General features: G+C 68.6%; 16 protein-coding genes and 1 pseudogene. 6 read left to right on the plus strand and 11 right to left on the minus strand.

Annotated features, from left to right (window positions below; translation table 11 throughout):
- Window positions 1-70: 70 nt before the first annotated feature.
- Together AC3WLY_RS25295 and AC3WLY_RS25300 are read left to right on the plus strand one after the other, a co-directional pair.
- On the plus strand, window positions 71-235 hold the full coding sequence (locus tag AC3WLY_RS25295; protein ID WP_175963050.1) for a hypothetical protein: 165 nt from the start codon (window positions 71-73) through the stop codon (window positions 233-235).
- Between the two features lie 122 nt (window positions 236-357).
- A pseudogene (locus AC3WLY_RS25300) lies at window positions 358-473 on the plus strand (DNA starvation/stationary phase protection protein); the annotation flags it as partial.
- Window positions 474-617: 144 nt separating this feature from the next.
- Here AC3WLY_RS25300 and AC3WLY_RS25305 read toward each other — a convergent pair.
- Window positions 618-923 (minus strand): hypothetical protein, encoded by a 306-nt coding sequence (locus AC3WLY_RS25305; RefSeq protein WP_492310722.1) that lies wholly within the window; start codon window positions 921-923, stop codon window positions 618-620.
- Here AC3WLY_RS25305 and AC3WLY_RS25310 point away from each other — a divergent pair.
- Both AC3WLY_RS25310 and ubiA read left to right on the plus strand, forming a co-directional pair.
- Window positions 922-1,830, plus strand: coding sequence for a patatin-like phospholipase family protein (locus tag AC3WLY_RS25310; RefSeq protein ID WP_175963049.1), 909 nt, complete (start codon window positions 922-924; stop codon window positions 1,828-1,830). The two genes, AC3WLY_RS25305 and AC3WLY_RS25310, sit on opposite strands and share 2 nt — an antisense overlap.
- 253 nt (window positions 1,831-2,083) lie before the next feature.
- Window positions 2,084-2,947: a 4-hydroxybenzoate octaprenyltransferase gene (gene ubiA / locus AC3WLY_RS25315; protein WP_310138169.1), complete on the plus strand. Its 864-nt coding sequence runs from the start codon at window positions 2,084-2,086 to the stop codon at window positions 2,945-2,947.
- 98 nt (window positions 2,948-3,045) lie between these two features.
- On the opposite strand, the gene proC is transcribed toward ubiA, so the two are convergent.
- From proC to AC3WLY_RS25345, 6 genes are all read right to left on the minus strand, one after another.
- Window positions 3,046-3,858 carry a pyrroline-5-carboxylate reductase gene (proC, locus tag AC3WLY_RS25320; RefSeq protein WP_034182779.1) on the minus strand — a complete coding sequence of 271 codons (813 nt, stop codon included), beginning with the start codon at window positions 3,856-3,858 and terminating at the stop codon, window positions 3,046-3,048.
- A 51-nt stretch (window positions 3,859-3,909) separates the two neighbouring features.
- Entirely contained in the window at window positions 3,910-4,608 is a 699-nt protein-coding gene (locus tag AC3WLY_RS25325; protein WP_492310717.1) for a YggS family pyridoxal phosphate-dependent enzyme, read from the minus strand.
- A 103-nt stretch (window positions 4,609-4,711) separates the two neighbouring features.
- Window positions 4,712-5,938, minus strand: a complete 1,227-nt coding sequence (glcF, locus tag AC3WLY_RS25330) for a glycolate oxidase subunit GlcF (protein ID WP_175962459.1) — start codon at window positions 5,936-5,938, stop codon at window positions 4,712-4,714.
- Between the two features lie 7 nt (window positions 5,939-5,945).
- Window positions 5,946-7,034: a glycolate oxidase subunit GlcE gene (gene glcE, locus AC3WLY_RS25335; RefSeq protein ID WP_310138163.1), complete on the minus strand. Its 1,089-nt coding sequence runs from the start codon at window positions 7,032-7,034 to the stop codon at window positions 5,946-5,948.
- Window positions 7,035-7,227: 193 nt separating this feature from the next.
- Window positions 7,228-8,721: an FAD-linked oxidase C-terminal domain-containing protein gene (locus AC3WLY_RS25340; RefSeq protein WP_175962461.1), complete on the minus strand. Its 1,494-nt coding sequence runs from the start codon at window positions 8,719-8,721 to the stop codon at window positions 7,228-7,230.
- A 41-nt stretch (window positions 8,722-8,762) separates the two neighbouring features.
- On the minus strand, window positions 8,763-10,172 hold the full coding sequence (locus AC3WLY_RS25345) for an FAD-binding oxidoreductase (protein ID WP_492310716.1): 1,410 nt from the start codon (window positions 10,170-10,172) through the stop codon (window positions 8,763-8,765).
- A 137-nt stretch (window positions 10,173-10,309) separates the two neighbouring features.
- Here AC3WLY_RS25345 and AC3WLY_RS25350 point away from each other — a divergent pair, with 137 nt between their 5' ends.
- A complete protein-coding gene (locus AC3WLY_RS25350) occupies window positions 10,310-10,861 on the plus strand; it encodes a cob(I)yrinic acid a,c-diamide adenosyltransferase (RefSeq protein ID WP_492310715.1) in 552 nt (183 codons plus the stop codon).
- Window positions 10,862-10,955: 94 nt separating this feature from the next.
- Window positions 10,956-12,164 (plus strand): NO-inducible flavohemoprotein, encoded by a 1,209-nt coding sequence (gene hmpA / locus AC3WLY_RS25355; protein ID WP_492310714.1) that lies wholly within the window; start codon window positions 10,956-10,958, stop codon window positions 12,162-12,164.
- 74 nt (window positions 12,165-12,238) lie between these two features.
- Here the strand turns inward: hmpA and aroG are convergent, their stop codons facing one another.
- The 4 genes from aroG to AC3WLY_RS25375 all read right to left on the minus strand — a co-directional run bounded on the left by aroG (window position 12,239) and on the right by AC3WLY_RS25375 (window position 20,340).
- The gene (aroG, locus tag AC3WLY_RS25360; protein WP_310138151.1) at window positions 12,239-13,312 is read right to left on the minus strand and encodes a 3-deoxy-7-phosphoheptulonate synthase AroG; all 1,074 of its coding nucleotides are present in this window, start codon (window positions 13,310-13,312) and stop codon (window positions 12,239-12,241) included.
- A 397-nt stretch (window positions 13,313-13,709) separates the two neighbouring features.
- Window positions 13,710-15,176: a metalloprotease TldD gene (gene tldD, locus AC3WLY_RS25365; RefSeq protein ID WP_021163847.1), complete on the minus strand. Its 1,467-nt coding sequence runs from the start codon at window positions 15,174-15,176 to the stop codon at window positions 13,710-13,712.
- 85 nt (window positions 15,177-15,261) lie between these two features.
- On the minus strand, window positions 15,262-16,089 hold the full coding sequence (locus tag AC3WLY_RS25370) for a carbon-nitrogen hydrolase family protein (RefSeq protein ID WP_034182786.1): 828 nt from the start codon (window positions 16,087-16,089) through the stop codon (window positions 15,262-15,264).
- Window positions 16,090-16,140: 51 nt separating this feature from the next.
- A complete protein-coding gene (locus AC3WLY_RS25375; RefSeq protein WP_492310713.1) occupies window positions 16,141-20,340 on the minus strand; it encodes a YhdP family phospholipid transporter in 4,200 nt (1,399 codons plus the stop codon).
- Window positions 20,341-20,568: the final 228 nt, after the last annotated feature.

Here is a 20,568-nt window from a genome sequence, read left to right on the forward strand (position 1 = left end):
ACGTGAAACGGCCGGTCGAACGACCGGCCGTTTCTTCTGGAACCGATGTTTTGTCGAAGGAGTGACGACCATGACGCAAATGATGCTGGACATGCGTGCCGCGTTCGCGGCGCCGGTGACACGGGCGCCGGCCGCGATCGTGCGGCGCTTCGTCGGCTTTGCGATCGCCGGCGGCGGTGCTGCCGTGCTGGTCGCGCAGGCACTGCACGCATTCGCGCCGGTTGCGGGCAACTGAGCGCGCGGTTTTTCGCACGACGCTGCACGGGGCGAGCCGCATACGGATGCCGCAAGCGGGCGGCACACGGATTGCCCGATACATGTTCGCCGGTTCAACGCGATGGGTGAGGAATCCTGAAGATGGCCGGGAAAGGTAATGCCACGCAGATCAGGATCGGCATCAGCGACAAGGACCACGGGAAAATCGCGCACGGTCGTCTCGCCTGCTGGCCGATACGTCCTCGCCATACCTGAAGGCCCTTGTGGTACGCACGATTGCGCTGCCGACGAGCGCTGCAAACCAACGTTCCGGCCGTAAGTTTGCGGTGCCGGGGGCTATTTCTGACGATCTGCGCACAAGACGGCACCATATCTCGATACTGCCGATATGGGGGCGCTGCCTATTCAGGCGACAGTTCTGGTCGATCAAGACCATCGCAACGTTCGAGTTTCCACATCGCCGTTTCCAGCTCGTATTCCTGCGCGGTCAAACCGGCTCCGTCGTCGACGCCATACACGCATGATTCGGGGAGCGGAATTGCGTCATCCGGCTGCTCGTCGGTACGAGCGTCGTGTCTCGGCGGCTTCGCGCGCCGTTGACCGGAGCCGGCATGATCTCCATTGAGCAGCCCGCTGATTTGTGCGAATCTGTATCGCAGACTTCGGCGTTCATCCTTCTCTACCGGCCCGGTACGGGAGACAACCATGGCTCTCGATCGAAGCGCGCGTCCGGAACGGACCGCGTTCGTCTTTGCAGGCGGGGGCAGCCTCGGTGCGATCGAGGTGGGCATGCTGCGCGAACTGCTCAATCACGGTGAACGGCCCGACTTCGTGGTCGGCGCTTCCGCCGGCGCGATCAACGCCGCGTATTTCGCCGGGCAGCCCGACGGAGACGGCGTCGCAAAGCTCGAAGCGCTGTGGTGCAACATCCGTCGGCGCGACATCATGCCGTTTTCGATGCTCGGCCTGTTAAGGACGGTTCTGCAGAACCGCGCACACCTCGTCGAGGCGACCGCGCTGCGAATGCTGCTGGAAAGGCATCTGCGGTATCGGTACGTGGAGCGCGCGTCGCTGCCGCTGCACGTCGTCGCGACCGACATGCTCAGCGGCAACGAAATCGTGCTTTCGTCTGGCCTCGTCGTCGACGCCGTGCTCGCCAGCGCGGCGATCCCGGGCGTGTTCCCGCCGGTACGGATCGACGATCGACTGATGGTCGATGGCGGCGTCGCGAACAATACGCCGATCTCGATTGCCGTCGCGCGGGGCGCGACGCGCATCGTCGTGCTGCCGGCCGGCTTCGCGTGCGCGTTGCGCAAGCCACCGGGAAGCGCAATCGCGCAGGCAATGCATGCGCTGACGCTCGTGATCGCACGCCAGCTCGTGCGCGATCTCGAGTTCTACCAAAGTCGCGCCACGATTTGCGTCGTGCCGCCGTTATGTCCGCTCGACGTCTCGCCGTACGATTACACCCGGTGCAAGGACTTGATCGACCTCGCGGCCGAACGGACCCGCGCGTGGCTCGGCGATGGCGGCCTCGAACAGACGTTCATTCCGGGTGCGCTGCACGAGCACACGCACTCGGCTCAGCGGCCGACCTGCGATGTCGGTGCGTAGAGCCCGCCCGACGCAGGCACGGACCCGGGCCGATCCGCCCGTATCGGGCCAAACCGCGGCCGCTGTGCCGAACGGCTCGATCCGCGTTCGCTTCGAATCTGTCCCTTGATATACGTGCATCGCGGCGCGGCCATATGCAGCGGGCCGCGGCGGCCGGTCCGCGCACGGCTGCGGCCGGCTGCGGCCCGCGCCGACATGACGCGAAGCGCCGCTCGGCTCTAAAATGCCGAGATTCTCTTCCCGGTGCTTCGCCATGCTTGCCCGCTTTCCCCTGTATCTGCGGCTCGTCCGGATGGACAAGCCGATCGGCAGCCTGCTGCTGCTCTGGCCGACGCTCAATGCGCTGTGGATCGCGTCGGATGGCCACCCGCGCTGGCCGCTGCTCGTGATCTTCACGCTCGGCACGTTGCTGATGCGCTCGGCCGGCTGCGCGATGAACGATTACGCCGACCGCGATTTCGACCGTCACGTGAAGCGCACGGCCGACCGGCCGCTGACGTCGGGCAAGATCCGCGCATGGGAAGCCGTCGCGATCGCGGTCGGGCTGTCGTTCATCGCGTTCCTGCTGATCCTGCCGCTGAACACGCTGACGAAGGAACTGTCCGTCGTCGCGCTGTTCGTCGCGGGCTCGTACCCGTTCATGAAGCGCTTCTTCGCGATTCCGCAGGCGTATCTCGGCATCGCGTTCGGTTTCGGCATTCCGATGGCGTTCGCGGCCGTGCAGGACACGGTGCCGGCGATCGCGTGGGTGATGCTGGTCGCGAACATTTTCTGGTCGGTCGCGTACGACACCGAATACGCGATGGTCGATCGCGACGACGACATCAAGATCGGCATCCGCACGTCCGCGCTGACGTTCGGCCGCTTCGACGTCGCGGCGGTGATGGCGTGTTATGCGGCGACGCTCGGCATCTACGTGTGGATCGGCGTGACGCTCGGTTTCGGCCTGGCGTACTGGGCCGGCTGGGCTGCGGCGCTCGGCTGCGCGCTGTATCACTACACGCTGATCAAGGACCGCGAACGGATGCCGTGCTTCGCGGCGTTCCGGCACAACAACTGGCTCGGCGGCGTGCTGTTCGCGGGGATTGCCGTGCATTACCTGCTGGCCGGCAACTGAACGAAGCCGTGCGCCGGCGCGCATTGCCAATAAAAAAGCGGCCCGATGGCCGCTTTTTTTTACGTCCGGTGCCAGGGCAGCCGGCACGACGGGCGCGCTTATGCGCGGCCGAGCTCGTCGCCCATTTCCTTCGCGCGTGCCTCGGCCGCGAGCGCGCCGCGCACGATCGCTTCCTTCACGCCCTGCGCGTCGAACGACGCGAGCGCGGCGGCCGTCGTGCCGCCCTTCGACGTCACGCGCTCGCGCAGCACGCTCGCCGGTTCGCCCGATTGCGCGGCGAGCTGCGCGGCGCCCGCGAACGTCGCGACCGCGAGTGCGCGACCCTGTTCGTCGTTCATGCCGAGGCGGCGCGCGGCTTCCTGCAGCGCTTCGATGAAATAGAACACGTATGCGGGGCCGCTGCCCGAAATGGCCGTGACGGCGTCGAGCTGCGATTCGTCGTCGAACCATACGATCTCGCCGACCGCGCCAAGCACGTTCGATGCGAGTTCGCGGCCTGCCGCGTCGACGCCCGGCAGCGCGGCGAGGCCCGTCACGCCCATGCCGACGAGAGCAGGCGTGTTCGGCATCGTGCGCACGACGCGGGCATAGTCGCCGAGCCAGCGCGCGAGGTCCGTGCCGCGAATGCCGGCCGCGATGCTGATCACGAGCTGCGACTTCAGGTGCGGCGCGAGCGCCTGCGCGACGTCCTTCAGTACCTGCGGTTTCACCGCGAGCACGACCGCGTCGTAATCGGCGAGCGTCGCGTCGACGGCCGCGCCGGTACGCACGCCGAATTGCTGCGCGGCGCGCGCGCGCACGTCCTCGTTGATGTCGATGGCATACAGGCCTTCAGCGGCGACGCCGCGCTTGATCAGGCCGCCGATCAGGGCCGCGGCCATGTTGCCGCCGCCGATGAATGCGATTTTCATGATGTCCGATTGAGCGAGTGAGTGAACGGAAAGGCGGAAAGGGCGCCGCGCTCAGTGCGAATAATCGCGCGCGCCGAAGATCGCGGTGCCGACGCGCACGATCGTCGCGCCTTCGAGCACGGCCGCGTCGAGATCGGCGGACATGCCCATCGACAACGTGTCGAGCGGCAGGCCGCCGTCACGCAATGCGTCGAACAGCGCGCGCAGTGCGCGATGCGGTGCGTGTTGCGCTTCGATATCGCCGGCCGGTTCGGGGATCGCCATCAGGCCGCGCAGCCGCAGCGACGGCAGCGCGGCGACCGCGTGCGCGACGTCGGCCACGTCGGCCGGCGCGACGCCGCTCTTCGACGCCTCGCCGCTGATGTTGACCTGCACGCATACGTTGAGCGGCGGCAGGTGCGCGGGGCGTTGTTCCGACAGGCGCTGCGCGATCTTCAGCCGGTCGACCGAATGGACCCAGTCGAAGCGCTCGGCGACCGGGCGCGTCTTGTTCGATTGCAGCGGCCCGATGAAATGCCATTCGAGCGACGCGCGCAGATCGGCGAGCGCGTCGATCTTGTCGATCGATTCCTGCACGTAGTTTTCGCCGAATGCGTGTTGCCCGGCCGCGTGCGCGGCGCGTACGTCGTCGGCTGGAAACGTCTTCGAGACGGCGAGCAGCGACACGGTGGCGGGATCGCGGCCGGCCGCGCGGGCGGCGTCGGCGATGCGGCGATGAACGGATTCGAGACGGGCGGCGAGATCGGACATGACGGGCGCGAAGACAGGCACGGAAGCGGGCATGAAGCCGATGCGCCGCGGCACGCGGCGCATCGATCCGCCCATTATACGGACGCCGCGCGCGCAGCCCGCCTCAGCCGTACAGCAAATGCTCGACGAGCTGGATCCAGTGCACGACCGGAATCTGCGTGCCGCTCTGCAGGTGCGCGATGCAGCCGATGTTGCCGGACACGATCATCTGCGGTTCGAGCGCCTGCAGCTTCAGCAGTTTCTGCTTGCGCAACCGGTACGACAGCGACGGCTGCGTCAGCGAATAGGTGCCGGCCGAGCCGCAGCACAGATGGCTGTCGGCCGGCAGCCGCACGTCGATGCCGAGCGTCTCGAGCAGGCGTTCGACCTTGCCGCGCGACTGCTGCCCATGCTGCAGCGTGCACGGCGGGTGGTACGCGACTGTGTGGATCGCGCGGCGCCGTGCGAGCGTCGCGAGCTCGGCCTCGAATGCGAGCAGCACGTCGGAGATGTCGCGCGTCAGCGAGACGATGCGCTGCGCCCTCTCCGCGTAGGCCGGGTCGTCGCGCAGCAGGTGCGCGTATTCGAGCACCGTCGCGCCGCAGCCCGACGCGTTCATCACGATCGCCTCGGCGCCTTGTTCGACATGGGGCCACCATGCGTCGATGTTGCGGCGCGCGTCGTCGAGCGCCTCGTCGTGATAGTTCAGGTGCAGGCGGATCGCGCCGCAGCAGCCCGCGTCGGGCGCGACGACCGTCTCGATGCCGAGCGCGTCGAGCACGCGCGCGGTCGCGATGTTGATGTTCGGCAGCATCGACGGCTGCACGCAGCCGCCGAGCATCAGCATCTTGCGCGTATGCGTGCGGTGCGGCCATTCGAGCAGCCGCGTGCGCGGCGGCACCTTGTCGCGCAGCCGCTTCGGCAGCAGCGGCCGCACGTGCTGGCCGAGCCGCATCACCGGCGAGAACAGCGCGGCGTTCGGCACGAGGCTCGCGAGCACGCGGCGCACGATCCGCTGCTGCACGGGGCGCCGCACCTGCGCCTCGACGTGCTTGCGGCCGATCTCGACGAGCCGGCCATACTGGACGCCGGAAGGGCAGGTCGTCTCGCAGCTTCGGCACGTCAGGCAGCGGTCGAGATGCTGCTGCGTGCTGCGCGTGACGGTCGCGCCTTCGACCATCTGCTTGATCAGGTAGATGCGCCCGCGCGGGCCGTCGAGTTCGTCGCCGAGCAGTTGATAGGTCGGGCAGGTCGCGGTGCAGAACCCGCAATGCACGCACTTGCGCAGGATCGCGTCGGCCTCGTCGCCGTCGGGCGTGTTGCGGATGAAATCGGCGAGGTTCGTTTGCATCGAGCCCTCAGAGATCGGGGTAGAGCCGGCCGCGGTTGAAGATGCGCGCGGGATCGAACGCGGCCTTCAGCCCGCGGTGGATTTTCATCATCGGGGCGGGCAGCGGCGTGAACACGCCCGCGCTGCGGTCGTACGTGTCGCCCGCGCGGAACAGCGTCGCGTGGCCGCCGGCCTGCTTCGCGCTCATGCGCACGGTCTGCGCATCGGCGTCGGTGATCCACCAGCGCTGCGCGCCGCCCCATTCCATCAGCTGGGTGCCGGGCAAGTGCATCGGCTCGGTGATCGACGGCAGTGCGAGGCGCCACAGCGCATAGCCGGGCGGAATGCCGTTGAAGAACGGGTCGGTATGCTCGCGCAGGCCGGCCCAGAAGCGTTCGGCTTCGACCGCGTCGACGACTTCGCCGCCGAGCAGCGTCTTCGCGGATTTCACGGCCGCTTCGGCGCCCGACAGGCGCAGCACGAGCGTGCCGTTGCGCCACGCGCTCGCGCTGATGGGCAGCGGATGGCCGCCCCATTCGTTGAGCTTGCGTACCGCGTCGGTCGCGGTCATCTCGAACTTCAGCGTGACTTCGGCGACGGGCATCGGCAGCACCTTGATCGACAGGTCGAGCATCAGCCCGAGCGTGCCGAGCGACCCGGCCATCAGCCGCGACACGTCGTAGCCGGCGACGTTCTTCACGACCTGACCGCCGAAGCGCAGCACCTCGCCGCGGCCGTTCATCAGCGTGACGCCGAGCACGAAATCGCGCGGTGCGCCGCAGGTAGCGCGGCGCGGGCCCGCGAGACCCGCCGCGATGCAGCCGCCGACAGTGGCCGCGCGGCCGAAGTGCGGCGGCTCGAACGGCAGCATCTGGCTGCACTCGGCGAGGACGGTTTCAAGCTCGGCGAGCGGCGTGCCCGCGCGGACCGTGACGACGAGTTCGGCCGGGTCGTACGACACGATGCCCTGAAACGCGCGCGTGTCGAGTATTTCGCCCTCGAGCGCCTGGCCGTACCAGTCCTTGGTGCCGCCGCCGCGAATCCGCAGCGGCCGGCCGTCGGCGCTGGCCGCGCGGATGCGCTCGGCCCATCCGGCGACGATGTCGTCCTCTTCCATGTTCTGCTGCTGCCTCGACTTGTTGTTCGGTCGATTGTACCGGGGTGGCGGGATTCCACATCGCGACTATCCCTAAGCCCGGTATTGCAGACCGCATGCCCGCGCCGCCGCGCGAACGGGCCGAGCGGGCCGCGCGGGCACGGCAGCACGGCGCGAGCCGTGCCGACGTCGCGCGCCGCGCCCCGCGCGACGCTCAGAATCGGGGCAGGTCCGGGTGCGGCAGCAGCCCGCCGCGCACGTGCTGGCGGCCGTATTCGGCGCAGCGCGCGCGGGTCGGGATGCCCTTGTCGGGGTTCAGCAGCCCCGCGGGATCGAATGCGCGCTTGACCGCGAAGAACGCGTCGCGCTCCTGCGGCGAGAACTGCACGCACATCGAATTGAGCTTCTCGATGCCGACGCCGTGCTCGCCCGTCACGCTGCCGCCGAATTCCACGCAGCATTCGAGGATTTCCGCGCCGAACTCTTCCGCGCGGCGCAGCTCGTCCGGATCGTTCGCGTTGTACAGGATCAGCGGATGCATGTTGCCGTCGCCTGCATGGAACACGTTGATGCAGCGCAGCCCGTAGCGCGTCTCGAGCTGCTCGATGCGCGCGAGCAGCGGGCCGATCGCGCGGCGCGGCACGGTGCCGTCCATGCAGTAATAGTCGGCGGAAATACGGCCGGCGGCCGGGAACGCGTTCTTGCGGCCCGACCAGTAGCGCAGCCGCTCCTGTTCGTTGCGCGACACCTGGATGCGCGTCGCGCCGTGCTCGCGCAGCACGGCCGTCATCCGCACGATCTCTTCGGCGACTTCTTCCGGCGTGCCGTCCGATTCGCACAGCAGGATCGCCTTCGCGTCGAGGTCGTAGCCCGCGTGCGTGAACGCCTCGACGGCCTGCGTGGCCGGCTTGTCCATCATCTCGAGCCCGGCCGGGATGATGCCCGACGCGATGATCGCCGCGACGGCCTCGCCGCCCTTGACCACGTCGTCGAAGCTCGCCATCACGAGTTGCGCGGTCTGCGGCTTCGGGATCAGCCGCACCGTGACTTCGGTGACGATCGCGAACATCCCTTCGCTGCCGATCATCACGGCGAGCAGGTCGAGGCCCGGCATGTCGAGCGCGAGCGAGCCGAACTCGACGATCTCGCCATCGATCGTCACCGCGCGCACGCGCATCACGTTGTGCACGGTCAGCCCGTATTTCAGGCAATGGACACCGCCGGAATTTTCCGCGACGTTGCCGCCGATCGTGCAGGCGATCTGCGACGACGGATCGGGTGCGTAATACAGGCCGTACGGCGCGGCGGCTTCCGAGATCGCGAGGTTGCGCACGCCTGGCTGCACGATCGCCGTGCGCGCGTACGGGTCGACTTCGACGATGCGCGTGAAGCGCGCGAGCGACAGCACGACGCCGAGCGCGATCGGCAGCGCGCCGCCCGACAGGCTCGTGCCCGCGCCGCGGGGCACGATCGGCACTTCCATGCGGCGGCAGATCTGCACGATCCGCTGCACCTGCGATTCCGTTTCGGGCAGCGCGACCGCGAGCGGCAGGCGGCGGTAGGCGGACAGGCCGTCGCATTCGTACGGCGCCGTGTCTTCGTCGCGGTACAGCAGGCAGTGCGTCGGCAGCACGGCCATCAGGGCCTGTACGACTTCGCGCTGGCGCTGCGCGCGTGCTGCGCTCGACAGTTCGACGGGAGCGTTCATGGAGTCTCCTGCAGCAGCGGGCGCGATGTCGCGCCGCCGTCTCAGCACGTGAAAATCTTGCCGGGATTCATCAGGTTGCGCGGATCGAGCGCGAGCTTGATCGCGCGCATCGTGTCGATCGCGTTGTCGCCGTGCTCCTTCGGCAGGAACCGCATCTTGTGCAGCCCGACGCCGTGCTCGCCCGTGCAGGTGCCGCCGAGGCGCAGCGCGCGCTCGACGATCCGGTCGTTGATGTGCTCGGCTTCGGCGATTTCCGCGGGTTTGTCGGGATCGATCAGGATCGCGACGTGGAAATTGCCGTCGCCGACGTGGCCGACGATCGGGCAGGGCAGCGACGACGCGCGCAGGTCGACTTCGGTTTCCTCGACGCACGCGGCGAGCTGCGAGATCGGCACGCAGACGTCGGTTGTCACCGCGCGGCAGCCCGGCTTCAATTGCAGCATCGCGAAATATGCGTTGTGACGTGCGGCCCAGAGCCGGCTGCGGTCCTCCGGGCGGGTCGCCCATTCGAAGCCCTGGCCGTTGTTCTGGCCGGCGAGCGCCTGCACGAGTTCGGCTTGTTCCTTCACGCCGGCCTCGGTGCCGTGGAATTCGAAGAACAGCGTCGGCGCTTCGGTGAGCGTCAGGTTCGAGTGGCGGTTGATCGAGCGCACGGCGAGCGAATCGACGAATTCGACGCGCGCGATCGGCACGCCGATCTGGATCGTCTCGATCACGGTGCGCACCGCGTCGCCCATCGTCGGGAACGTGCAGATCGCGGCCGACACGGCTTCGGGCAGCGGGTGCAGCCGCAGCGTGATCTCGGTGATCACGCCGAGCGTGCCTTCGGAGCCGACGAACAGGCGCGTGAGGTCGTAGCCGGCCGACGACTTGCGCGCGCGCGAGCCCGTCTTCACGACGCGGCCGTCGGCGAGCACGGCGGTCAGGCCGAGCACGTTCTCGCGCATCGTGCCGTAGCGCACGGCGTTGGTGCCCGATGCGCGGGTCGCGGTCATCCCGCCGATGCTGGCGTCGGCGCCCGGGTCGATCGGGAAGAACAGGCCGGTGTCGCGCAGCGCTTCGTTGAGCGCCTTGCGCGTGATGCCCGGCTCGACCGTCACGGTCAGGTCTTCGGCGTTGATCGACAGCACGCGGTTCATTTCGGACAGGTCGAGCGATACGCCGCCGCGCACCGCGAGCAGGTGGCCTTCGAGCGACGAGCCGGCGCCGTACGGGATCAGCGGCACGCTGTAGAGCGAGCACAGCGACACGGCTTCGCGCACGTCGTCCGCGCTGTGCGCGAACACGACGGCATCGGGCAGTTGCGGATCGAACGGCGATTCGTCGCGGCCGTGGTGCTCGCGGACCGCGTCGGCGGTCGACACGCGCTCGCCGAACGCGGCGCGCAGCGCATCGAGCATGGCGGGGGGAAGCGGGCGGCGCGTGGCGGCAGGCGGGGCGGGGTGATTCACGAATGTCTCCTGACTGCTTGTCGAACTTTCGGTCCATTCTACGCTGTAACGCCCGCTGCGAGCCCCGCCGCGGGCTGCGATAATCGTGTTTCAACCCAACCGGGCCGCGTTGCGGCCGCGTACGAGAGGACATTCGCATGGGCAACCGCTTGAGCAAGATCGCGACGCGCACGGGCGACGACGGCACCACCGGCCTCGGCGACGGACGGCGCATCGGCAAGGACGACGTGCGGATCGCGGCGATCGGCGACGTCGACGAACTGAACTCGAACCTCGGCGTGCTGCTCGCCGAGACGCTGCCGGACGACGTGCGTACCGCGCTCGTCACGATCCAGCACGATCTGTTCGATCTCGGCGGCGAGCTGTGCATCCCCGGCCATCCGGTGCTCGACGACACGCATCTCGCGCGCCTCGACCGGTGGCTCGCCGACTACAACGCGACGCTGCAGCCGCTGAAGGAATTCATCCTGCCGGCCGGCTCGCGCGCGGCATCGCTCGCGCACGTGTGCCGGACGGTGTGCCGCCGCGCGGAGCGCTCGATCGTCGCGCTCGGCCGCGACGAAACGCTCAACGATGCGCCGCGGCGATACGTGAACCGGCTGTCCGACCTGCTGTTCGTGCTGGCGCGCGTGCTGAACCGTGCCGACGGCGGGACGGACGTGCTGTGGGAGCGCGGGCGCGTCCGCTAGCGCGCCGTGGCGTTTTTGCGCACTGCGACAATTTGTCTGGGTGAACTCGATTTTTAAACATGTATCGTATGAGCATGTTTAACGGAGAACGAACATGACCCAGATCACCGCTGACCAGATGGCTCGCGTGAAGGCCACTGCCCCTGTCCTCGCCGTGCACGGCGCGACGATCACGAAGCATTTCTACCAGCGCATGCTCGCGCGCCATCCGGAACTGAAAAACCTGTTCAACCAGACGCACCAGAAGACCGGCAGCCAGCCGGAAACGCTCGCGAAGGCGGTCTATGCGTATGCGGCGAACATCGACAATCTCGGCGCGCTCGGCGGTGCGGTGTCGCACATCGCGCACAAGCACGCGAGCCTGAACATCCGTCCCGAGCATTACCCGATCGTCGGCGAGAACCTGCTCGCGTCGATCGTCGAAGTGCTCGGCGACGCGGTCGATGCCGACACGCTCGAAGCCTGGCGCGTCGCGTACGGCCAGCTCGCGCAGATCCTGATCGGCGCCGAGGCCGACCTGTACGCGGGCGCGGCCTGGAGCGGCTTCCGCCCGTTCAAGGTGGCGAGCAAGGTGCGCGAGAGCGACGAGATCACGTCGTTCTACCTGAGCCCGGCCGACGGCGGCGCGGCGCCGACCTTCGAGCCGGGACAGTACGTCACGGTGAAGCGCTTCGTCGGCGATCTCGGCGTCGACCAGCCGCGCCAGTACAGCCTGTCCGACGCGCCGCACGGCAAGTGGCTGCGTATCTCGGTGAAGCGCGAGTCGGGCCGGCCCGAGGCGATCCCGGCCGGCAAGGTGTCGACGCTGATGCACGACGGCGTGGAGGAGGGCGCGATCGTCGAAGTGACTGCGCCGATGGGCGAATTCTCGCTGAAGCGCGGTGTCGATACGCCGGTCGTGCTGATCTCGGGCGGCGTCGGCCTGACGCCGATGGTGTCGATGGCGTCGACGCTGGTTGCAGAAGGCAGCAAGCGCGAGGTGCGCTTCATCCATGCATGCCGTTCAGGCGCGGTGCACGCGTTCCGCGAGTGGCTGAACGATGCGGTGCGCGAGCATGCGAACGTCAGGCGCACGGTGCTGTACGAACTGGTCGGCCCGGACGATCGCGCAGGGATCGACCATGACCTCGAAGGGCGGCTCACGCCGGAACGCGTGAAGGGATTCGCGCTGGTGCCGGACGCCGACTACTACATCTGCGGCCCGATCGCGTTCATGAAGGCGCAACGCGATGCGCTGGTCGCGCTCGGCGTCGCGCCGGAGCGCATCAATACCGAAATCTTCGGCTCGGGCGCGCTCGAGTGATGCGCTGACGGGTGGTCTCCGGCCAATAAAAAATGCCCGGCGCGAGCCGGGCATTTTCGTTGCGACGCCAGTGATCAGTTGCCGCTGCCGCGCGCCACGCGCCGCGCCTTGACCGACTCCGCGAGGCCTTCGAGCACCTTCACGCTGTCGTCCCACGCGATGCATGCATCGGTGATGCTCTGGCCGTAGATCAGCGGGCAGCCTTCCTTCAGGTCCTGACGGCCTTCGACGAGATGCGATTCGATCATCACGCCGACGATCCGCTCGTCGCCCGCCGCGATCTGGCGGCCGATGTCCGCGCATACCGGGATCTGGTTCTCGTGCTTCTTCGAGCTGTTCGCGTGGCTCGCGTCGATCATCAGGCGCGCGGCGAGGCCGGCCTTGCCGATGTCCGCGCAGGCGGCGTTCACGCTGTCCGCGTCGTAGTTCGGCGTCTTGCCGCCGCGCAGGATCACGTGGCAATCCTCGTTGCCGGCCGTCGACACGATCGCCGAGTGGCCGCCCTTCGTCACCGACAGGAAATGGTGCGGCTGCGATGCAGCCTTGATCGCGTCGACCGCGATCTTCACGTTGCCGTCGGTGCCGTTCTTGAAACCGACCGGGCACGACAGCCCCGACGCGAGCTCGCGGTGCACCTGCGACTCGGTCGTGCGCGCGCCGATCGCGCCCCACGAGATCAGGTCGGCGATGTACTGCGGGCTGATCATGTCGAGGTATTCGGTCGCGGCCGGCAGCCCCATCTCGTTGATTTGCAGCAGCAGCTCGCGCGCGGTGCGCAGCCCTTCGTTGATCTTGAAGCTGTTGTCGAGGTGCGGATCGTTGATGAGCCCCTTCCAGCCGACCGTGGTGCGGGGCTTCTCGAAGTACACGCGCATCACGATTTCCAGTTCGCCCTTGAAGCGCTCGCGCTCCTTCACGAGCCGGCCCGCGTATTCGATCGCCGCCTTCGTATCGTGGATCGAGCACGGCCCGATCACGACGATCAGCCGGTCGTCCATCCCGTGCAGGATGCGGTGCATCGACTGGCGCGAGTTGTAGATCAGCTCGGACGCGGCTTCGGAACACGCGAATTCGCGGATCAGGTGGGCGGGCGGCGTCAGTTCCTTGAGTTCGCGAATGCGGACGTCGTCGGTATTGTGCGGGGGCATGCTGTTTCTCCTAATTTTGCGGGCGCCGTTCGGTCAGTGCGCGTGCGGCAGATTCATCAATTCAAGCGATTCAGTGGTTTCGGTCGGGGCCGCGGGACCGCTGCGGCGGCGACCGGGTGGCGAAGGGCGAAAAAAAACCGCCGGGTTCGCCGGCGGTTTTTTCGGGAATTTCGGTTGCGCTTTACGCGCCATCAACCCTCTCGATCCGCCAGCGGTCTGAGATGCCAAAAAAAGTAAAAATAAAACTTGGCGGACATGACGGAGATTCGGTTCGTCAAAAAAGTTGATTCGGAATTTATACCCCGTCGCTGAGCGGCTGGCAACCGGGAGGCGTCGAAAATGCGGACAATCCGCGCGTTTTCTTCAAAATACGCGGATTGTCTGCGCCGCGATGCGGTTATGCCGTACCGCCGACCGTCATCTTGTCGATCCGCAGGGTCGGCTGGCCGACGCCGACCGGCACGCTCTGGCCTTCCTTGCCGCACACGCCGACGCCCGTGTCGAGCGACATGTCGTTGCCGATCATGCTCACGTACTTCAGCGATTCGGGGCCGCTGCCGATCAGCGTCGCGCCCTTCACCGGGTAGGTGATCTTGCCGTTCTCGATCATGTACGCCTCGGACGCCGAGAACACGAACTTGCCGTTCGTGATGTCGACCTGGCCGCCGCCGAAGTTCACCGCGTACAGGCCGTTCTTCACCGACGCGATGATTTCCTGCGGATCCTTGTCGCCGTTCAGCATGTACGTGTTCGTCATGCGCGGCATCGGCAGCGCCGCGTACGACTCGCGCCGCGCGTTGCCCGTGACCGGCATCTTCATCAGGCGTGCGTTCAGCGTGTCCTGGATGTAGCCCTTCAGGATGCCGTCCTCGATCAGCGTCGTGCACTGCGTCGGGTTGCCTTCGTCGTCGATGTTCAGCGACCCGCGGCGGTTCGGCAGCGTGCCGTCGTCGACGACGGTCACGCCCTTGGCCGCGACCTGTTCGCCGATCCGGCCCGCGAATGCCGACGAACCCTTGCGGTTGAAGTCGCCCTCGAGGCCGTGGCCGATCGCCTCGTGCAGCAGCACGCCCGGCCAGCCCGGCCCGAGCACGACCGTCATCGCGCCGGCCGGCGCGGGGCGTGCGTCGAGGTTCACGAGTGCCGCGTGCACCGCGTCGTCGACGTAACGCGACAGCACTTCATCGGTGAAGTAGCCGTAGTCGAAGCGGCCGCCGCCGCCGCCGGAGCCGATCTCGCGGCGGCCGTTCTGTTCGGCGATCACCGTGACCGACACGCGCACGAGCGGGCGGATGTCGGCCGCGAGTGCGCCGTCGCTGCGCGCGACGAGCACGACGTCGTATTCGCCGGCGAGGCCCGCCATCACCTGCGTGACGCGCGGGTCGCGGCCGCGCGCCATCTGCTCGATGCGCTCGAGCAGCTTGACCTTGGCCGTCGCGTCGAGCGACGCGAGCGGGTCGGACGGCAGGTACAGGTCGCGGCCCGAGATGCCCTTCAGCGACGTCGCCGCCTTGATCTTCTGCCGGCCGCCGCCGGCCGCCGCGATCGCCTTGGTGGCCGCGGCCGCCTGCGCGATCGCTTCCGGCGACAGGTCGTCGGAATACGCGAACGCGGTGCGGTCGCCCGCGACCGCGCGCACGCCGACGCCCTGGTCGATGCTGAAGCTGCCCGACTTGACGATGCCTTCCTCGAGGCTCCACGCTTCGCTGCGGGTCGCCTGGAAGTACAGGTCCGCGTAGTCGACGCGATGCGTGAAGATGTCGGCGATCGTGCGCGTGAGCAGGCTTTCGTCGAGGCCGTACGGCGTGAGCAGGATGTCCTTCGCCAGCGCGAGGTTGCGGATGCCGGGTTCGATGATGTTCATGCGGATATCGGGGTTTCTCAAAAAGTTGTCGGGTGCTTCTGGGCAGATGGGTGGGCCGCGCGGCGTTTCAAGCGGTGCGGCGGATTCAGGTCAGCACGCGGTGCCGCCACGCGGGCAGGCTCTGGCGCACGTCGGCGATGCGCTGCGGATCGATCGCGCCGAGCACGACGCTTGCGCCCACGTCGCGGACCGCGACGACTTCGCCCCATGGGTCGATCAGCATGCTGTGGCCCCAGGTGCGCCGGCCGTTCTCGTGCTTGCCGCCCTGAGCGGCCGCGAGCACGTAGCACTGGTTCTCGACGGCCCGCGCGCGCAGCAGCGTTTCCCAGTGCGCGCGGCCCGTCGTATACGTAAACGCCGACGGTACGACGATCATCGCGCAGTCGCCCATCCTGCGATACAGCTCCGGAAAGCGCAGATCGTAACAGACCGACAGGCCGACCCGCCCGAACGGCGCGTCGAACGCGACGACCGTATCGCCCGCGCGGATCGTGCGCGCCTCGTCGAACGACTCGTCGCCTTTCTCGAAGTTGAACAGGTGGATCTTGTCGTAGCGCGCGGCCTCGTTGCCGGACGGATCGAACACGAGCGTCGTGTTCAGCACGCGATCGGGCTCCGGCGCCTTCAGCGGCAGCGTGCCGCCAATCACCCAGATGCCGTGGCGGCGCGCGGCGTCCGCGAGGAAGCGCTGGATCGGGCCGTCCTGGTAGGGTTCGGCGAGCGCGAGCTTGTCGGTGTCGCGGTGGCCCATGAAGCAGAAATACTCGGGCAGCAGCACGAGCTGCGCGCCTTCGCCGGCCGCTTCCGCGATCAGGCGGCGGGCTTCGGCGAGATTGCGCGTGACGTCCGGCGTGCTCACCATCTGCAGCGCGGCGACCCGAAAGGGCGTGGCGGAACGGGTGTGGTCGGTCATCGCGGGATCGGTTGCGTCATAAATGGGGTGCGGCCCGGCAGCGCGCGGAACTCAATGGTTCGTTGCATCGGCCGGACCGTGATTCATCTTACCCTGATCGCCCCGCACCCGCTCGATGTGCGGGTGCGCCCACGAGCCCGTGATCGCGTAGTCGAGCGCGAACGCGCGCGACAGCGTCTCCGACAGCGCGTAGTTCGCGGCCAGCACGCCGACGCCGAGCAGCGGATTGACGATCGCGGCTGCGATCGCCGCCGTGCCGGCGCCGATCTTCGGTGCGACGTGCGCGTGCAGGTCCTGCGTTTCGGCGCCGAGGTCGACTGCGCCGCGCACCGTCACGTTCGCGGGCCCCGTCGTCATCGAGAAGTCGTCGGTGCGCGCGATCCCGTTCGAGATCCGGCCGGTGCCCGTGATCTTGTCGAACGGCAGCCCCTTGCCGACCACGTCGCGGAAATTCAGCGTCAGGAAGCGCGCGAGGCTCTGCAGGCTCAGCACGCCGAGCAGCTTCGCCGCACCCGGATCGACCTTCAGGATCTGCCCGTGCTCGAGGTCGAGCGCGACCTGGCCGCCGAGCGACGGGAAGTCGACCGCGGTCGGGCCGCCGCGCCAGCCGACCTTGCCCGTTACCGTGCCGTGTCCGTCCGCGAGCGTGCGCGGCAGGCCGACGCGGTCGAGCAGCGCGCCCGCGTTGTCGATGTCGAGCTTGAAGTCGAACACGGTGCGGCGCGGCGCATCGTTTTCGTCGGCGCCGCCGGCGAGCGTGCGACGCGACGTGCGCCAGTTGCCGGTCGCCGTCAGCTTCGCGGCCGGATTCGACAGTTCCAGCTTGTCGAGCTGCCACACGGGCGTGCCGTCTTCGTCGATGTTGCGCGCGTTGACGACGAGGCGGCCGATGTCGTGGGCGCGCGCGACGACCTGGTCGACGATCAGGTCGATCGACGGTATCGGGCGGTCGGTCGGCGTCGGCAGGTTCATCGCGCGGCCGACGAGGTCTTGCTGCGCGCTGTCCGGAATCACGAGCTTCGCGAGCCGCGCGTTCAGTACGCCCGCGCCGTTGTGGCCGCCGCCCGGCGCCCACGACAGGTAGCCCGACACCTGGTTCGACGCGATGTTCGCCTGCCACAGCTCGTCGACGTGCGATGCGCCGACGATCACGTTTTCCCAGTTGCGCTTGAGCAGCTTCAGCGTGCCGAAGTGGAACGCGAAGCGCTTCGGCGCGAAGCTCGCGAGATCAATGCGCGGCGCGGCCTGCGGCTCCGGCGCGCGCGGCGTGTCGGGCTTCAGCGTGCGGGCGAGCGCGAGCCACGCGTCGGCATCGAGTTCGTCGACGTCGACGGCCGCGCTCACGCCGTCCTGCGGCATGTCGGGCATCCGGTGGATGCCCATCGCGCCGCGCACCGCGCGCAGCGGCTGGCCGCGCGTCGCGTCGAGCAGGTAGGTCGCGGACACGGGGCCGAGCGTCAGGTCGGCGTGTTCGAGGCGCCTGCCGTCCGCCTGCGGCGCCGGCTGCAGCGTGAAGCTGAACGGCATCGGCGTGCCGGCCGCTTTCGCGAACGGCGCCGGGAAGTCCAGCGCGACGCCGGTCAGGTCGGAGCGCGCGGCGACGTCGGGCAGGCGGCCCGGCACGCCGCGCACGGCGACCTTGTACGGCGCGTCGCCGATCACATGTTCGAGCAGCGCCGCGGCCGCGCCGTGCAGGTTCAGCCCGCGCGCGGCGTCGAGCGCGAGCCGGCCGTCGACGTCCACCGCGTACGGGCCGTGCGACCGGAAGCTGCCGTTCGCGTGTACCGGACCGCCGAGGAATCGGCCCGACAGGTCGTGCAGCGACGCGCCGGCATCGGTGAAGCGGACCTGGCCGCGCAGCGCGGACAGCGGCGGCACGCCGTCGGCCGACAGCGTGTTGCCGCCGAACGCGAGCGCGCCTTCGATGGCCGTGTGCTTGTGTGCGATGCGCTGCGGAATCGTCAGCTTGAGCGACAGCGCCGCGGGGCCCTGCGCGTCGAGCCGCTGCGCCACATGGCCGCTCATCGCGCCGAGCGAGCTGTTGTCCGCGTAGTCGAGCAGGTCGGCGAGCGGGCCGTTCGCATGGCCTTCGATCACGAGCGGCGAATCGGCCGGGCGGCCGAGATCGTCGATGCGGCCCGCGACCTTCGTCAGCGCGACGCGCTTGTAGTGCGCGCGGTCGATGTCGAAGCGCAGCTTGTTCTGCGCGAGCTCGAACACGCCGTCGATCCCGTCGAGCGCCGGCCAGACGCTCGGCGTGCCGTTCGCGAGCTTGCGCGGCGGATACGGCGTCGGCTCGAAGCGGCCGCCGGTGAACGGCGCGACGATGTGGAACACGCCGGCGTCCGGCTCGTGTTCGAACGGGAATTTCTCGAGCGGGCCGCGGGCGACGATCGACGCGCCCTTGGTCACCTTGCCGTCCTGCAGCGCGTGGCCGAGATAGTTGCGCAGGTGCTCGGACATCCCGGTCGGCAGGTAGCGCGGAATGCGCGCCACCGACGCGCGCGCGAAATCGGCGCGCAGGTCGAGCGAGCCTCGGCCGTGGCCGGGGTTCGTGTACGAGCCCGACACCGCGATTTCTGCATCGGGGTTCGAGACGAGCAGGTCGGGCAGCGTCACGTCGACGCGCGCGTGCTTGTCGCCGGGCGCGGGCGTGATCGCCCATTTGGCGTTGCCGCGCAGCCGGTCGAACGTCAGGCGCGGCTCGTCGAACTCGCCGGGCACCGTGACGGCCGCGTTGACCGTGTCGAAGTGCGCGGCGCCGCCCGTCTCGTTCGCATCGACGCGGCCCCACAGGTTCTCGACGCCCGGCCAGCCGGCACGCGGGTGGCCGCGCGGCGACAGGCCCGGCGGCGGCTCCTGCGCGGCGAAGCTGATGCCCTGCAGGTCGCCGAGGAAGCGGTAGCGGACGACCGGTGCGGCGCCGGTGCGCCGCTCCTCGTCGGCGAGCTCGGCCCGCGCGGGTTTCGCGCGCTCGACCTCGATGTGATAGTTCGACACCATCCCGCGCGGGTCGATCTTGATCAGCTCGTTGCGCAGGTGCGCCGGCAGCGGCAGCCCGCGGATGAATTCGCTGAGGATGCCGAGATCGACGCGGTCGCCGACGACGCTGATCAGTTGCCCCTGGCTGGCCGTCGGCACGCGGTAGCGGGCCGTCAGCGTCGACAGCGCGAGCGAGCGAGCGAGCGGCGTGCCGTCCGGCAGCGGCGGCTGGCCGAGCTCCGCGTTGAAGCGCGTCAGGTGCAGCGTGTAGTCGTGACCGGCATCGAGCACCATGTCCCAGCCGAAGCCGACCGTCGGCACGTCGAGCCGCGGCTGCGTCGGGCGCACGCGCAGCGCGACGTCGGCACCCTGCAGGTCGCCGCCTGCCGAGCGCAGGTGGCCGTCGCTGAAGGTCGCCCAGATCGCGTTGTCGATCCGGCCCGCGTGGATCATCAGCGGTATGTCGAGGTAGCGGGCGAGCGTCTGCAGGTCGACGGGGCCTGTCGACAAGTAAGCGTCGCCGGTCCAGTTCGACGGCTTGCCGACCGGCGCGAGCGCCTTGTGCGTGAAGCGCGCGCGGAAATCGAGCGGGCCGAGCAGCAGCGTGCCGTTCGCGGGCGCCTGCAGCGCGGCCTTGTGTACGCGACCGTCGTTGAGCACTGCGATCCGGATGCCCGACAGCACCAGCTCCGGCGCGTCGTGCTGCGCGTCGCGCCAGCGCAGCGTGCCGCCGCGCAGCACGATTGCTTCCTGCCTCAGCAGCCACGTGCCGAACGTGTCGCTGCCGCCGTGGGTGGTCGCCACGCCGACGCCCGCGACGCTCAGCGAGCCGTCGGCCGCGCGCGCGACGACGAGGTCGGGCTGGTCGACGATCAGGCTCGACAGCGCGGGCGACAGCCGCAGCAGCGACATCCACGACAGCGCGGCCGTCGCGTGCGGCACCGACAGCGCGACTTTGCCGTCGCGGCCGCGGATCGTCAGGTTCGTGAGTTCGACGCCCGGCTGCATGCCGGACCAGTTCGGGGAAAGCTTGCCGATCGAAAGCTGCGTGTGGAGCTTGTCGGACACGACACGCTCGATGCGCGGGCGGAATTCGTCGATGCGGGGCAGCAGCACGTAGCGCAGCCCGAGGAACGTGCCGGCCGCAACGAAGTAAGTGCCAATCCCGACTGCCAGCGTCACCTTGAACACGCGACGCAGGACCGGATGATCGTGCTTCGGAGGTCCCGCTTCGGGCTCAGCTACGGCGGATTCCTGACGGTCGGACATGCGGCGGACGGGCGGCGATATGGTAGTTTTGCAGATTGACGTTGAAATGTATCACATGGGTTCGTGCCGGCGGCCGTTGCGGCCGCACGGCACGGGCTTTCCGGCGCGCGGTTTCGCGGCGGACGCACGCGCGTCCCGCGATGCCGCGCCGAGTCCATGGGGCCGGCCGGCAGCGGGGCGCACACGCGTATGCCCGCGCCGGCCGGCCTTACCGCCAGGCCCGCTTCT

Source organism: Burkholderia sp. FW306-1C-G01B (genome assembly GCF_058781685.1).